The organism is Shinella sp. HY16 (assembly GCF_028534175.1).
Classification (GTDB): Bacteria; Pseudomonadota; Alphaproteobacteria; order Rhizobiales; family Rhizobiaceae; genus Shinella.
In genome coordinates this window covers 177,582-192,583 of sequence record NZ_JAHYXL010000005.1, presented here as the reverse complement: position 1 = coordinate 192,583, position 15,002 = coordinate 177,582, and the positions used below count along the sequence as shown (strand labels likewise).

Sequence of the window (15,002 nt, the reverse complement as noted above, 5' to 3'; positions counted from 1 at the left end):
TTTTCGCCAACCCTTGCAGGAGAAGAGCAGCCGGTCTTTGCGCCGGGGCAAAGAAGAGGCGCCCCCCGGGCTCACGCCGCCACAGCCACCGAGAACCGGCTGCGATATTCGCCCGGAGAGAGACCGAGGATGCGGTGGAACACACGGCGGAACGCGGCCGCGTCCTCGTAGCCCACCGCAAAAGCGATCTGATCGACGGTGCGTCGCGTGAACTCCAGCAGCTCCCGCGCCTTGCCGATCCGCAGGTGCTGCACATATTCGATCGGCTTCATGCCGGTCGCCGTCTTGAAGCGGCGCAGGAAGGTGCGTTCCTCCAGCCGCGCATGGCCGGCCATGTCGGCGATGCTGGTGGGCCGGCCGCCTCGTTCTTGCAGCCAGTGTTGCACTTTCAGCACCGCCTCATCGCCATGGGTGAGGCGGGGCGCGAAATTGCTGTAATGCCGCTGTTCGCGTCCGGACGGATCGACCAACAGGAACTTGCCCGTCTCGATTGTCACGGAGGGGCCGAGCAGGCGATCGACGATGCGCAAGCCGAGATCGGTCCAGGCCATCAGCCCGCCGGCGGTGATGATGTCGCCATCCTCGATGACGATCTTGTCCGCCTCCAGTCGCACATCGGGAAATCGTTCGCGAAACCGCTCGGCAAACAGCCAGTGCGTGGTGGCGGGGCGGCCGGTAAGCAGGCCCGTCGCCGCCAGGATGAACGTCCCGCCACAGGTGGAGGCAAGCGTTGCCCCCTGGCCGTGGCGGTCCAGCAGCCAGCGGGCATAAGGCGCCGCCTCCTCCGCTTCGGCCGGCCCTGTCAGCCGACCCGGCACGACGAGGATATCCGGCGTTCCGGGAGCACCGGGATCGGTGTCATGGCTGCGGGAAAAGCGCCCTTCCGCATCCATGCGCCAATGGCTGACCCGCACGGCGGGTCCGCCGCGATCACGCGAGAAGATCGACGCGATGGCGAAGAGGTCCGTGATGCCGTGCACCATCGCAGCCTGGCAATCCCGGTAGAGCATCAATCCGACTTCCATTGCGCATCTCCCGCCTTTTGTCAGTTTCGGCTCGCCTTCTGTCAGAAGCGCCCATCCAGCCCGGACACACGCCAGAGTATCTCTATTCACACGGGAGGCAATCAAGCCCTCGACAAAAGGAGACAGACCAATGAGCACGATCACAACCCGGGACGGCACGCATATCTTCTACAAGGACTGGGGTCCGCGCGACGGCCAGCCCATCCTGTTCTCTCACGGCTGGCCGCTCAGCGCCGATACCTGGGACGCACAGATGGTGTTCTTCGCCAGTCAGGGTTTTCGCACCATCGCCCACGACCGCCGCAGCCACGGCCGGTCCGACCAGGTCTGGCACAACAACACCATGGACCAATATGCCGATGACCTGGCAGAGTTGATCGAGCAGCTGGACCTCCGCGCCGTCATACTTGTCGGCCATTCCACGGGCGGCGGCGAAGTCACCCGCTATATCGGCCGCCACGGCACGGACCGCGTCGCCAAGGTCGCACTGATCGGCGCCGTTCCGCCACTGATGCTGAAGACGGAAACCAATCCCGGTGGCCTGCCTATCGATGTCTTCGACGGCATCCGCAAGGGCACCTATGACAATCGCAGCCAGTTCTTCAAGGACGTGACCATTCCTTTCTACGGCTACAACAGAGATGGTGCGGTCCTTTCCGAAGGTATTCGCGAGGAGTTCTGGCGGCAGGGCATGATGGGCGGCCTCAAGGGCCAGCTCGACAGCATCCGCGCTTTCTCCGAAAGCGATTTCCACCAGGATCTCAAGGCCTTCGACAAGCCGACGCTGGTGCTGCACGGCGACGACGACCAGATCGTGCCGATAGGCGCCTCCGCCCTGTCGACCGTCCGGATCGTCGAACATGCCGTGCTGAAGGTCTACGAGGGCGCCGATCACGGCTTGACGCAGACCCATCAGGACCGGTTCAACGGCGACCTTCTCGCCTTCATCAATGCCTGACCGCCTTCCGGCACGGGCCTCGGCGCCAGAGCGCGCCGGCCCGGCGCCGTTTCATCCAGCGCGCTATCAAGGAGACAGACCATGAGCAAAGACACTTTCCTCATCACCGGCGCATCCGACGGCATCGGCGCGGTCTATGCGGACCGGCTTGCCCGCCGCGGCCACAACCTGCTGCTCGTCGCACGCCGTGCCGAAAGACTGGCGGCGCTTGCCGCGCGGCTGCAGGCGGCGCACGGCGTTGCCGTCGAAACTCTCGCTGCCGACCTTGCGCGGCCCGAAGGGCTGGCCGCGGTCGAAGCCCGCCTGCGCGAGGATGCCGCCATCACCGGCCTCGTCAACAATGCCGGCATCGCCGGGGAAGGCATGATCACCGAACTGGACCCCGTGAACGTCACCGGCATGATCAACCTCAACATCCTCGCCGTCACCCGCCTTGCCGCAGCGATCGCTCCGCGGCTTGCCGCCACAGGCAGGGGTACGATCATCAACATAACCTCGGTCACCGCACTCATGCCGGCCGCCTTCACCGCCGTCTATCCGGCCACGAAGGCCTTCGTCCTTGCTTTCACCGAGGCGCTGCAAGCGCAGCTTTCCCCGGCCGGCGTCCGGGTGCAGGGCGTTTTGCCGGGCATCACACGCACCGCGATCTGGGAGGAAGAAAAGCTTGAAACCCTGCCAGCAGCCATGGTCATGGACGTCGAGGAGATGGTCGATGCCGCGCTGGCCGGCCTTGATCTCGGCGAGGCGCTGACCGTTCCCTCCCTTCCGGACACGGCCGATCTGGACGCCTACCTTGCCGCCCGTGACGCCCTGCGGCCGAACCTCTCGCTTGCCCGCGCCGCAGCCCGCTATGGGCTTGGCAGCGCATGAAACAGAAAGAGCGGAACATCTGTCCAAAAGCCCGCGCGTCCGGGGCAGCGCCGGAGGCGCAAGCCCCCTCTGCGCCGCGGCGCCTTCGGCAAACGATCCCTACCACCGCAGCCAGCGGCGGCCGAGCAGTGCCCCGGCGCCAGTAACGATAGCGATACCGATCGTGTACCAGGTGGCAAGGAAAAGTGGGCTGTCGTCCGGGCAGTGCCAGGCATAGATTGCCGCGGCAATGGCGCCGGCAGCAAATCCGGCCGCCGCGCCCGCCATTGCCGGGTTCTCCGGCGCTCCCCGCCGAAGCGCCCAAAACAGGCCGGCCAGTGGGGCAAGCGACAGAATGGGCACGAAAAGCAGGCAGAAAAGCGCATTCTCGCCGACCATGCTGGCCGCCCATGTACCTTGAGGCAATACGGAAAGCTCCATCACGACGGCGGCTACGACCATCATCACCGGCAAGGCAAGCAGCAGGGCCGGCAGGCGGATCGCCACACCCGGTCGCCCGATGCGCATGGCCAGCCGCGCCGCAAGCACGGCAAGCACCAGCGTCACCCCGATCTTGAAACAGACCCGCGCCGTCTCGAAGACGGTCGCCATGTTGTGTCGCAGGCCGACGGTGGCAATGAGCAGCACGGCGGAGAACACGACACCCACCGCAAGCGCGGTGCCGATCGCCCGGCCATAGCGCAGGCGAACGGGCGCGTCTTGCGTCATCAGGGTGATCAGCTCATCGGTCTTCATGTCAGTCGCTCCGATAGAAGGCGGCCAGCGATTTCAGCGCCCGGTGGAGGGCGACGCGCACCGCGCCCTCCGTCATCTTCAACCGCGCCGCCGTCTCGCGGATACCCTCCCCTTCGATCGAGATCGAGCGGACGATATCGCGCTGTGGATCCTTCAGCCGCGCCAGCACCGCCTCCGTGTCGAGGCGGTCGGCGGCCTCGTGCGTCTCGTCCGCCGCCTCCAGGAAATCGGAAACGTCGTCGATCGGCACGCTGCCATGCCTGCCGCGACGGCGCAGACTGTCAACCAGCTTGTTGCGCACGATCGTCGTCAGCCAGGGGCCGAGCGGCCGGGCGGGATCCCAGGTGCCGCGCTTCAGGTGAATGGCAAGCAGCACTTCCTGCACCACATCCTCCGCCTCGCTCGGCGGCGCGCCATATTGATCGCAACGCCGCCGTGCCATGGCACGCAGATGCGGCGTTACAGCCGTGAGAAAACGGTTGTAGGCCGGCGCATCGCCCTCGATGGCGAGCCGCAACCATGCTGCCCATTCCTCTTCACGCGCCGCTTGTTTCACCGTTTCCTTCTCTACGTTCGGGAACACGACTTTGTTACCGCGCGAAGGGAAAGAAATCCGCAACGCAACCAACCGCCTGATACGCCAGTCTTTTTCTTACACCCCCGCCTCTTCGGCAAGACCTTCGTCGTAAAAAGAACCGCTGTGCTGTCCCGACAAGGCATGTTTTCCGTATGAGCCCGCGTACCCCCCTGGAGCCGGCCGATGTTCGGCATGCACGCGACTGCTCATGCCACACCGCTTTTTGTGGCCTGCCAACGACGGCGCAAGAGGCATACGTCACGGACAGCCCAAACGCCTGGCCCCATAGAAGTTCACGACAAATCCTTTTCGATATCGCGCTAGAATCGACTAGAGAATAGTATTCTTTTCTTACACTGTGGACATTACGGCATCAATGTGCCAAACAATGTCCATATTGCGACGCGCTATCGTTTTTGCGAAGCCTCTTGGCCTGCGCGTATTCCATACCGCTGAGTGCGTCATCAGCTGACAATCAACAAAGGAGAGTGCCCCGCTTCCGGAGCCGGGCCCAGGACAATATGGCTTTTGCAACTGAGAGCGGTTCTTCGGCAAACGACCCGGAGATCAAGATCAGTATCAAGAATGTCTTCAAGGTTTTCGGCGAGCGGCCAGACAAGGCTCTTGCCCTTCTGAAGGCCGGCAAGACGAAGGCGGATATCCACGCGGCCACAGGCTGCACCATCGGCGTCAACAACGCCAGCTTCGATATCCGCACCGGCGAAATCTTCGTCATCATGGGACTTTCGGGCTCCGGAAAATCCACCATGCTGCGCCTCATCAACCGGCTGATCGAGCCGACATCGGGGGCGATCGAGATCGAGGGCCGCGACGTGGCGCGCTTGCCGCGCAGCGAGCTGATCGCACTCCGCCGCCGCGACATCAGCATGGTCTTCCAATCCTTCGCGCTGCTGCCGAACCGCAACGTCATCGACAATGCTGCCTTCGGTCTGGAAGTTGCGGGCATTGGCGAGACCGAGCGCAGGCAGCGCGCCGGCGCGGCGCTGCGGGCTGTCGGGCTGGAAGGCTATGACGACAGCCGCACAGATCAACTCTCCGGCGGCATGAAGCAGCGTGTCGGCCTCGCCCGGGCGCTTGCCGGCGAGCCAAGCGTTCTCCTGATGGACGAAGCCTTTTCCGCGCTTGACCCCCTTATCCGCACGGAAATGCAGGACGAGCTGGTGCGCCTTCAGGCCGAGCACAGCCGGACCATCGTCTTCGTCAGCCACGACCTCGACGAGGCCATGCGCATCGGCGACCGCATCTGCATCATGCAGAACGGCGCGGTCGTGCAGGTCGGCACACCCGACGAGATCGTGCTGAAGCCCGCCAACGATTACGTCCGCTCCTTCTTCCGCAATGTCGACGTCTCGCAGGTCTTCCGCGCCGGGGATGTCGCCCGCAAGACGCAGGTGACGATCATCGAGCGCCAGGGCGTCTCCGCCGCCGCTGCGTTGGAGCGCATGGAGCATTTCGACAGGGACGTCGCCATCATCCTCGGCCGCGACAAGACCTTCCACGGCATGGTCAGCCGCACCTCGCTGGTCTCGACCACCCGGGACGGCGCGAGCGATCCCTACCATCGCGCCTTCCTGCCGGGGGTAGAGCCAATCCCCGCATCGGAAAACCTCGCCAATGTCCTCGGCAAGGTCGCCGCCAGTGCCTTTCCGGTTCCGGTCGTCGACGAGGCCAACCGCTACCTCGGCTCCATCAGCAAATCCGCGCTTCTCGAGGCGCTTGACCGCACCGCCTGATCCCGCCGACCCGGAGAAAATCCATGACATTCGATATCGGTGACGGCGTCGACAGTGCCGTCAATTACATCCTCGACAACTTCGCCCCGCTGCTCGATTTCATCGCCGCCGCGATCGGCACGGTGACGAACGGTATCCAGGCCGTACTGCTGGCGGTACCCATGCCCCTCGGCCTTGCCGTTTTTGTCCTGCTCTCGCTCTGGCGCGTCGGCTTCGGCTTTGCCGCTTTCACTGCCGCCTCGCTGTGGCTCGTCGAGCATATGGGCCTGTGGTCCGCGATGATGGAGACACTGTCGCTGGTTCTTGCCTCGACGCTGGTCGCCATGCTGATCGGCCTGCCGCTCGGCATCGCCATGGCGCGCAGCAACCGGGTAGCGGCGGTCGTGCGCCCCGTACTGGATCTCATGCAGACCATGCCCGCCTTCGTCTATCTGATCCCGGCAGCGATGTTCTTCGGCCTCGGCGCCGTACCCGGCACCATCGCGACCGTCATCTTCTCGATGCCGCCGGTCGTGCGCCTCACCAATCTCGGCATTCGTCAGGTGCATGTCGAATATATCGAGGCTGGCAATGCCTTCGGCTGCACGGCTCCGCAGCTGCTCTTCAAGGTGCAGCTTCCCAACGCCATGCCCTCCATCATGGCCGGTATCAACCAGACGATCATGCTGTCGCTCTCGATGGTGGTGATTGCCTCGATGATCGGCGCGGGCGGCATCGGCAACACCGTGCTGACCGGGATCCAGCGTCTCGACGTCGGCACCGGATTCGAGGGCGGTATCGCCGTCGTCATTCTCGCGGTGATCCTCGACCGGATCACCCAGAGCCTCGGAAAGGCGCGCGCCAGCCTCTGGCGCACCGTCTTCCGACCTCGGGTACAGGCGCCGGCGGCTTCCACCGCCACGGCCTGATACCCGAAAGCCGGCGGCACACGCCGCCGAATGCGAACCCTCCCAAAGGAGCAAAGATGTTCAAGACACTCGCTACACTCGGCCTTGCGGCTGGAATGCTGGTCGGCGCGGCCGGCGCGACGCTGGCCGAAGGCAAGGCACCGGTGAAGATCGGCTGGTCGGCCTGGTCCGACGCCGAATTCGTGACGAAACTTGCCGCCAAGCTCATCAAGGACGAACTCGGCCGTGAGGTCGAGCTGGTTCAGACCGATGTCGCTCCGCTCTACCAGGGCGTCGGCCGCGGCGACCTCGACCTGATGATGATGGCCTGGCTGCCTGAGACCCACGCCGACTATTTCGCCAAGGTGAAGGACAAGGTGACGACGCTCGGCACCGTCTATGACGGGGCAAGGCTCGGCTGGGTGGTGCCTGCCTATGTGCCGGAAGACGCCATCGCCTCCATCGAGGACCTGAAGAAGAACGATGTGAAGGAGAAGCTGAAAGGCCGTGTCGAGGGCATCGATCCGGGCGCGGGCCTCACCCGTCTGTCGGAACAGGCGGTCAAGGACTATGGCCTTGACGGCTACAAGCTGCAGATCTCCAGCGAAGCCGGCATGCTGACGACGGTCGACCGGGCGATCCGCAAGGAGGAATGGTTCGTCGCCACTTCCTGGAGCCCGCACTGGATGTTCGGCAAATACAAGCTGCGCTACATCGACGACCCGAAGGGCGCGCTCGGCAAGGCCGAGCATGTCGACGTGATCGCCCGCAAGGATTTCGACAAGGACAACCCCGATGTCGCGGCCTTCCTGTCGCGCATGAAGCTGCCGATCGCCGATCTCGAGGCCGCGATGTTCAACGCGCAGGAGACCTCCTACGAGAAGGCCGTCGACAAGTACATCGCCGACCATCCCGATCAGATCAAGGCCTGGCTCGCCAAGGAAGACGGCTGACGCCGGCCCACCATCGATGGCCTGCCTCGCGCGGACCGCGCGGGGCATCTCTTTCACGAACTGAGGACACCGACATGCACACCGACGCCACACTCGCCCCGCGAACCGCCGTCGATACGGCCTACGACACGATCGGCGGGCGCATTTCGCTCGCGCGCGATGCCGTCGGCCTCACCGTCGAAGAAATCTCGGCCATTGCCGGCGTGACGGTCGAGACCTGGAGCAACTGGGAGAACGACCGCGCAGAGCCCCGCGCCAATCGCCTCGACATGCTCGCCCGTATCCTGCAGGTGAGCATCGCCTGGCTGCTCGACGGTCAGGGCAAGGGGCCGATGGAGAACGGCTAAGCTTCCTAGCTTGCGTCGAGCGCCTGCACCAGATCGGCCACCAGATCATCGGGATGTTCGATGCCGATGGAGAGGCGGATGGTCGATTCAAGCACGCCGATGCGCTGGCGCACCTCCACGGGGATACCCGAATGGGTCATCGTCGCGGGGTGCGAAGCGAGCGATTCCGTACCGCCGAGACTGACGGCGAGCTTGAAGATCTTCAGCGCGTTCAGGAACCGGAACGAGGCCGGCTGCCCGCCCTTGATATCGAAGGAAAAGGTCGAGCCGGCGCCGCTGCACTGGGTGGCGAAGGTCCGGCCGGCCGGCGAAGCGGGATCGTAGAAGGGCAGATAGTGGATCGCCTCCACCTTGGGGTGCTCCCGCAGGAATGCGGCGACCGCCGCGGCATTGCTGTTGGCCCGTTCCATGCGGATCTGCAGTGTCTCCAGCGAGCGCCCGAGCATCCAGCAGGAATGCGGGTCGAGCTGCGTACCGATCGCGCCGCGCAGCGCCTTGACCTGCTTCATCACGGCCTTGCGACCGAGCGCCGCCCCAGCGATCAGGTCCGAGTGACCGCCGACATACTTGGTCAGCGAATAGAGCGAGAGATCCGCTCCGTGCTCGATCGGCCGCTGGAAGACGGGGCCGAGCAGCGTGTTGTCGCAGGCGACGATCGGCATGTGGCCCTGCCGCGCACCGATCACGTCGGCGACCCGGCGGATCATCGCGATATCGACAAGGCTGTTGGTGGGGTTTGCCGGCGCTTCGACGAGGATGACGGAAACCCGGCCCTTCTGCATTGCCGCCTCCGCCGCTGCCTGCACCGATGGCTCGCTGACGCCGTCGGCAAAACCCACGGCCGAGACGCCGAGATTGAGGAAGGTCTTTGCGAGCAGGGTCTCAGTACCGCCATAGAGGGGCTGCGAATGCAGCACGGCATCGCCTGGCCGCACGAGGGCGAGCAGCGTGGTGGCAATCGCCGACATGCCGGACGAAAACAGCGCGCAGCTTTCCGTCCGCTCGTAGACGGCCAGGCGGTCCTCGACGATCTCGCTGTTGGGATGGTTGAAGCGCGAATAGACAAGACCGGCCCCCCGGCCCTCCGGCGGTTCCTTGCGTCCGGACACATAGTCGAAGAAGTCCCGCCCGTCTTCGGCGGACTTGAAGACGAAGGTCGATGTCAGGAAGACCGGCGGCTTGACGGCGCCTTCGGAGAGTTCGGGATCATAGCCATAGTTCAGCATCTGCGTTTCGGGATGCAGGGCATGGTTGCCGATATGGGTTCTCGACGGATGCGGCGCGGTCATGAAACGTCTCCCTCGTTCGTGTAGCCAGCTCCAGACGCAAATTATATCAAACCCTGTGGCGTTTCCTTGCTATTTGATGCGATTTATTGTTTTCAGAAGAAACTTCTTGCGAGGATATCTGAAAATTGTCGCAAAAAATTGCAGATGAGATCGACCGGCGTATCCTGCGTGAACTCGCCGCGGATGCCCGTATCACCAACAGCGAACTGGCCGAGCGGATCGGCCTGTCCGCATCCGCATGCCTGCGCCGGCTGCGGCGCCTGGAGGAAACGGGAATTATCCGCGGCTATGCCGCGATCATCGACCCGATCGTGGAGGGCTGGACGATGACCGCCATCGCATCGATCCGCCTCAGCCGCCAGCACGACGACGAAATCCGCATGTTCGAAGAGGCCGTCAAGGGCTGGGACGAGGTCATCGAATGCCAGCTGGTGACGGGCGCGAGGGACTATGTGCTGACCGTCATGAGTGCCGGCCTTGACCACTATGAGCGCTTCATCAAGGACAAGATCGCCAAACTGAAATGCGTCGACACGATCGAAACCAGCTTCGTGATGAACACGATCAAGGCGCGGCGATCCTAGCGCCGCGCCTTGAGGAGGCTGCAAGTTCGGGGCTCAGGGGAGAGCCGCGGTCACTCCGCCGGCTGCAGCGCCGGCGCAGGGACCGGTATCTCCTCGAGATCGCCGCTCAGCGCGGCGTTCAGCTTGGCGACGTCCAGCTCATTTTCCCAGCGAGCGACGACGATCGTCGCAACGGCGTTGCCGATGAAGTTGGTCAGCGCCCGGCATTCCGACATGAAACGGTCGATACCGAGGATAAGCGCCATGCCGGCGACCGGCACGGAGGGCACGACGGAAAGCGTCGCGGCAAGCGTGATAAAACCTGCACCGGTGATGCCGGCTGCCCCCTTGGAGCTCAGCATCGCTACGAGCAGCAGCAGGATCTGATCACCCATCGACAGCGGGATGTCGACTGCCTGCGCGATAAAGAGGGCGGCAAGTGTCATGTAGATGTTCGTGCCGTCGAGATTGAACGAATAGCCCGTCGGGATGACGAGGCCGACGACCGATCGCTTGCAACCTGCCTGTTCCATCTTCTGCATCAGGCCCGGCAGCGCCGCCTCGGACGAAGACGTGCCGAGAACAAGCAGCAACTCTTCCTTGATGTAGCGGATCAGCGCGATGATCGAGAAGCCGTTGTACTTTGCGACGGCACCCAAAACGACGAAGACGAAGAGAAAGGCGGTCAGGTAGAAGGTGGCAATCAGGAAGGCAAGGTTGGCGACCGAGCCGATGCCGTATTTGCCGATGGTGAAGGCCATGGCACCGAAGGCGCCGATCGGCGCGGCCTTCATGAGGATGGCGACCAGCCGGAAGATCGGGGTCGTCAGGGCCTGCAGGAAATCGACGACCGGTTTGCCCTGCTCGCCGACCATGCCGAGCGCGATGCCGAACAGTACCGAGAAGAACAGAACCTGCAGGATATCACCCTCGGCGAATGCGCCGACGATGGTCTGCGGGATGATGTTCATCAGGAAGCCGGTGATGGTCGATTCATGCGCCTTGCTGGCATAGGTCGCCACGGCATTGGCGTCGAGCGAGGCCGGATCGATATGCATGCCCGCGCCCGGCTGCACGACATTGGCGACGACCATGCCCACGGCGAGCGCGAGCGTCGAGAAGGTGAGGAAGTAGATCATCGCCTTGCCGGCGACGCGCCCCACCTTCTTCAGATCGGACATGCCCGCAATGCCGGTCGCGACCGTCAGAAAGATGACCGGGGCGATGATCATCTTGACGAGCCGGATGAAGGCATCGCCGAGCGGTTTCAGGCCGGCACCGAAATCGGGATAGTAGTGACCGACGAGCATGCCGGCAACGATGGCCACGATCACCTGGACATAGAGATGACGGTAGAACGGCAACGGGCCACGGTCCGGCGTGGCGGCAGACGAAATGTGCATGGCTTCCTCCTTTGGCACCCCAACCAGCACGCTGGCTCTTCCCGGGGTGGCTTTGCTGCAATCGCAGAAGGCCTCGCAAAGGGCGTGCCAGTTCGTGAATCCAAAGATAACCGATTGTTTTAAAAAGATTTCATGTGGTGGCGCCACCCGCGCCAACCAGCCAAAGTGCGACACTCCGCACAAGCAGCATTGAGTATCGTGCGGTTTTATGCTCAAAATCACCGATGACCTCGGCCCCGCTGACGCGCAACCAGATCGCCCTCCACCGCGCGACGCGGCGGCAGTGGGCGGTGTTTACCGCCGCAGTCTTCGCTCTTGCCTTCGCCGCACTTTATACCGCCGGCCTCTATGGCCGAGCCACGGCCCTTTCGGCGCTGGAGGAGCAGGGCCGGACTGAGGCGAACCTCAAGGTCGCACTGCTTCAGGCCGTTCTGGAGCGCCCGCGGGCCCTTCCCTTCCTGCTCTCCCGCGATCGTGACGTCACCGAAGCCCTGGCCGGTGTCGACGCGGCCAAGCGATCCCGGCTCGACCGCAAGCTGGAGGATCTGGTTGCCGGCACCAATGCGGCGGTCATCTATCTCATCGACGCAACAGGCGTGGCGGTCGCGGCCAGCAACTGGCGCGAGCCGACGAGCTTCGTCGGAAACGACTATTCGTTCCGCGCCTATTTTTCCCGTGCGATGGCAGAGGGCACGGCGGAACATTTCGCGCTCGGCTCGGTCAGCAAAAGACCCGGCCTCTACATCTCCCACCGTATCGGACCGGCCGCCGCACCCCTCGGCGTCGTCGTCGTCAAGATGGAATTCGACCAGCTGGAGCGCGACTGGCACGAAACGCAGCGCCCCTCCTATGTGGTCGATGCCAACCACGTGGTGCTGATCACCAGCATTCCTTCCTGGCGCTTTATGACGACGGAGCCGCTGCCGGCCGAAAGCCTCGCGGCCATTCGCGAAAGCCTGCAGTTCGGAGAAGCTCCGCTTGCCCCGCTTCCCTTCGAACCCATCGGAAATGGCCCGTTGTTGCGCGCCGTCCAGCCAGGCGGCGGCGCGGAGACCTATCTGCGCATAAGGACAGCCGTCACCACGACGCCATGGCATTTCGAATATCTCATGCCGACCGGCAGCGTCGTAGCCGCCAGCATGCGCGAAACACGCGTACTGGCCCTCCTTGCCGTCGGTGCGATCACGCTTGTCGCAGCTCTCTGGCTGCGCCGGCGTCAGGTGGCGCTCGCCAATGCCGCCCGCGATCAGGCGGCGCGGGAAGAACTCGAACGCCGCGTGGACGAGCGCACGCGCGACCTCAACCTTGCCCGCGACCACCTGCAGGCCGTGCAGCAAGATCTGGTACAGGCCAACCGGCTCGCCATCCTCGGCCAGGTCGCCGCCGGTGTGGCACATGAAATCAACCAACCGCTCGCCACCATTCGCGCCTATGCCGACAATGCCCGGGTCTTCCTGGCACGCAGCCAGCCGGAGCCGGCGCAGGAAAATCTGGGTCTCATCGCCGGCCTAACCGACCGGATCGCTGGCATAACGGAAGACCTGAAGGCACTTGCCCGCAAAGGGCGCACTGCCGAGGAGCCAGTCGTTCTCCGCGAGGTGATCGATGGTGCGATCCTTTTGCTGCGCAGCCGTTTTACCGGGCGGCTCGACCGCCTTGCCGTCGCCCCCCTGCCGGAGGGGCTGCGCGTCGCCGGCAACCGGCTACGGCTGGAGCAGGTCTTCATCAACCTTTTCCAGAACGCACTCGAAGCCGTGGAGGAGCGCATGGACGGGCGCGTCGACATCACGACCACCACGGAGAACGGTGGTGTCGTCATTTCCGTCACCGACAACGGCCCCGGCCTGCCGGCCGACATCCTCGCGTCACTCTTCGAACCGTTCAACACGTCGAAGGAAAAGGGTCTCGGCCTTGGCCTCGTTATCGCCAAGGACATCGTTTCCGATTATGGCGGCCGGCTGGAGGTCGAGACAGGCCCACAAGGCGCTGCATTCCGCGTCCATCTGCGAGAGGCTGAAGAATGAGCGTGCCGGTTCTCCTCATCGACGACGACAGGCAACTCCTGCGCGCCACCGCCCAGACACTGGACCTCGCGGGATTTACCGTATCGCCACTCGGCTCGGCCGCCGAGGCGCTGGAGAGACTCGACAAGGATTTTGCCGGTGTCGTCGTGTCGGACATCCGCATGCCCGGCATGGATGGAATCCAGCTTTTCGCGCGCATTCGCGCACTGGATGCCGAGATTCCAGTCATTCTCGTCACCGGCCACGGCGATATCGCAACAGCGGTCAAGGCCATCCAGGAGGGCGTCTACGACTTCATCGCCAAACCCTTTCCCGCCGAGCGACTGATCCAATGCGTCCAGCGCGCGGCGGAAAAACGCAGCCTGGTCCTGGAAAACCGCCGGCTTCGGGAAAACGCCCGCCAGGCAGAGGATGACTTCCCCCTGATCGGCCAGACACCCGCGATGGACCGCCTGCGCCAGACGCTGCGACAGATCGCCGATACGGATGTCGACGTGCTCGTCACGGGCGAGACAGGCAGCGGCAAGGAGGTCGTGGCACGCCTGCTGCATGGCTGGAGCCGCCGGGCGAAGGGCAATTTCGTGGCGCTCAACTGCGGCGCCTTGCCCGAGCAGGTGATCGAAAGCGAGCTCTTCGGCCATGAGCCCGGCGCCTTCACCGGCGCCCAAAAGAAGCGCATTGGCCGCATCGAACATTCGAGCGGGGGCACGCTCTTCCTCGACGAACTGGAAAGCATGCCGCTGTCCACGCAGATCCAGATGCTGCGCGTGCTCGAACTGCGCGAGGTGACACCGCTCGGCACGAACGAGGTGCGCCCGGTGGATATCCGCATCGTCGCGGCCGCCAAGGTCGATCTTGCCGACCCCGCCCAGCGCAGGGCCTTTCGCGAGGACCTCTATTACCGCCTGAACGTCGTCTCCCTGACCATTCCGCCCCTGCGCGAGCGCCGGGAGGACATTCCGCTGCTGTTCAGCTATTTCGCCGAGCGTGCGGCGCGGCGTTTCCAGCGGACGACGCCCGGCCTTTCGGCCGAAATCCTGCGCCACCTGCGCGAACACGACTGGCCCGGCAATGTACGTGAGCTCTCCCACTTCGCCGAGCGGACGGTGCTGGGCATGACGACGACGGCGCTCGCGCCGCAAAGCCCAGCCGCTGGAACGGGCGGCGGCGGCTCCCTGCCGGAACGGCTGGAGCGGCTCGAGGCCGAGATCATCCGCGACACGCTCAGCGCCCATGACGGCAACGTGCAGGAAACGATCGCCGCCCTCGGCATTCCGCGCAAAACCTTTTATGACAAGCTCCAGCGCCACGGCATCGTCAGGCGGGAGTTTTCCGCCGCGGGCGAAAAACCGAGCTCTTCGAAGCCGGACCCCTGATGATCGCCACGCCGCATTTTTCCCGTTGGAAAAGAAGGCCGAGCGATCAAACCTGCCACGGGTTGACTTGTCGCAGCATTTACGTTGATATCAACATCAATGGCAACGGGATCGACACCATTGTTCCGGGAACGACGCAAGGCGAGCGTGCCAGTCGGTTCTCGCCCTGCCTGTCATATCGGTTTCAACATCTGCGGCCGCCGCTCCGGCGGGAAGATCCCAACAACGAGGAGGAGTGAAG

General features: G+C 64.1%; 15 protein-coding genes. 10 read left to right on the top strand and 5 right to left on the bottom strand.

Going from position 1 to position 15,002, the window contains the following annotated elements; translation table 11 throughout:
* Window positions 1-71 precede the first annotated feature (71 nt).
* The gene (locus K0P03_RS31320; RefSeq protein ID WP_023515384.1) at window positions 72-1,025 is read right to left on the bottom strand and encodes a GlxA family transcriptional regulator; all 954 of its coding nucleotides are present in this window, start codon (window positions 1,023-1,025) and stop codon (window positions 72-74) included.
* Between the two features lie 130 nt (window positions 1,026-1,155).
* On the opposite strand from K0P03_RS31320, the gene K0P03_RS31315 reads away from it, so the two are divergent.
* Window positions 1,156-1,983: an alpha/beta fold hydrolase gene (locus K0P03_RS31315; RefSeq protein ID WP_272791678.1), complete on the top strand. Its 828-nt coding sequence runs from the start codon at window positions 1,156-1,158 to the stop codon at window positions 1,981-1,983.
* Window positions 1,984-2,064: 81 nt separating this feature from the next.
* Window positions 2,065-2,853, top strand: a complete 789-nt coding sequence (locus tag K0P03_RS31310) for an SDR family NAD(P)-dependent oxidoreductase (RefSeq protein WP_130518489.1) — start codon at window positions 2,065-2,067, stop codon at window positions 2,851-2,853.
* 99 nt (window positions 2,854-2,952) lie between these two features.
* Here K0P03_RS31310 and K0P03_RS31305 read toward each other — a convergent pair whose 3' ends face one another.
* On the bottom strand, window positions 2,953-3,588 hold the full coding sequence (locus tag K0P03_RS31305) for an NrsF family protein (RefSeq protein WP_023515381.1): 636 nt from the start codon (window positions 3,586-3,588) through the stop codon (window positions 2,953-2,955).
* A 1-nt stretch (window position 3,589) separates the two neighbouring features.
* Entirely contained in the window at window positions 3,590-4,144 is a 555-nt protein-coding gene (locus tag K0P03_RS31300; protein ID WP_050745232.1) for a sigma-70 family RNA polymerase sigma factor, read from the bottom strand.
* Between the two features lie 542 nt (window positions 4,145-4,686).
* On the opposite strand from K0P03_RS31300, the gene proV reads away from it, so the two are divergent.
* The 4 genes from proV (at window position 4,687) to K0P03_RS31280 (ending at window position 8,106) form a co-directional block, all read left to right on the top strand.
* Entirely contained in the window at window positions 4,687-5,919 is a 1,233-nt protein-coding gene (proV, locus tag K0P03_RS31295) for a glycine betaine/L-proline ABC transporter ATP-binding protein ProV (protein ID WP_272791677.1), read from the top strand.
* Window positions 5,920-5,942: 23 nt separating this feature from the next.
* Window positions 5,943-6,827: an ABC transporter permease gene (locus K0P03_RS31290; protein ID WP_130518483.1), complete on the top strand. Its 885-nt coding sequence runs from the start codon at window positions 5,943-5,945 to the stop codon at window positions 6,825-6,827.
* 56 nt (window positions 6,828-6,883) lie between these two features.
* Window positions 6,884-7,759 (top strand): glycine betaine ABC transporter substrate-binding protein, encoded by an 876-nt coding sequence (locus K0P03_RS31285; protein WP_443020630.1) that lies wholly within the window; start codon window positions 6,884-6,886, stop codon window positions 7,757-7,759.
* A 74-nt stretch (window positions 7,760-7,833) separates the two neighbouring features.
* Entirely contained in the window at window positions 7,834-8,106 is a 273-nt protein-coding gene (locus tag K0P03_RS31280) for a helix-turn-helix domain-containing protein (RefSeq protein ID WP_023514209.1), read from the top strand.
* A 5-nt stretch (window positions 8,107-8,111) separates the two neighbouring features.
* On the opposite strand, the gene K0P03_RS31275 is transcribed toward K0P03_RS31280, so the two are convergent.
* Entirely contained in the window at window positions 8,112-9,395 is a 1,284-nt protein-coding gene (locus K0P03_RS31275; RefSeq protein ID WP_272791676.1) for a cystathionine gamma-synthase family protein, read from the bottom strand.
* 125 nt (window positions 9,396-9,520) lie between these two features.
* Here K0P03_RS31275 and K0P03_RS31270 point away from each other — a divergent pair, with 125 nt between their 5' ends.
* Complete coding sequence (locus K0P03_RS31270; RefSeq protein ID WP_272791675.1) at window positions 9,521-9,979, top strand: Lrp/AsnC family transcriptional regulator; 459 nt, start codon at window positions 9,521-9,523, stop codon at window positions 9,977-9,979.
* A 50-nt stretch (window positions 9,980-10,029) separates the two neighbouring features.
* Here the strand turns inward: K0P03_RS31270 and K0P03_RS31265 are convergent, their stop codons facing one another.
* Complete coding sequence (locus tag K0P03_RS31265; RefSeq protein WP_272791674.1) at window positions 10,030-11,361, bottom strand: dicarboxylate/amino acid:cation symporter; 1,332 nt, start codon at window positions 11,359-11,361, stop codon at window positions 10,030-10,032.
* Between the two features lie 224 nt (window positions 11,362-11,585).
* Between K0P03_RS31265 and K0P03_RS31260 the strand changes: the two genes are divergently transcribed.
* From K0P03_RS31260 to K0P03_RS31250, 3 genes are read left to right on the top strand one after another with little or no spacing between them, the layout of a single operon-like run.
* On the top strand, window positions 11,586-13,385 hold the full coding sequence (locus tag K0P03_RS31260; RefSeq protein WP_272791673.1) for a sensor histidine kinase: 1,800 nt from the start codon (window positions 11,586-11,588) through the stop codon (window positions 13,383-13,385).
* Entirely contained in the window at window positions 13,382-14,761 is a 1,380-nt protein-coding gene (locus tag K0P03_RS31255) for a sigma-54-dependent transcriptional regulator (protein ID WP_272791672.1), read from the top strand. Before K0P03_RS31260 ends, K0P03_RS31255 begins: the two co-directional genes overlap by 4 nt.
* Entirely contained in the window at window positions 14,761-15,000 is a 240-nt protein-coding gene (locus K0P03_RS31250) for a hypothetical protein (protein ID WP_272791671.1), read from the top strand. Before K0P03_RS31255 ends, K0P03_RS31250 begins: the two co-directional genes overlap by 1 nt.
* Window positions 15,001-15,002: the final 2 nt, after the last annotated feature.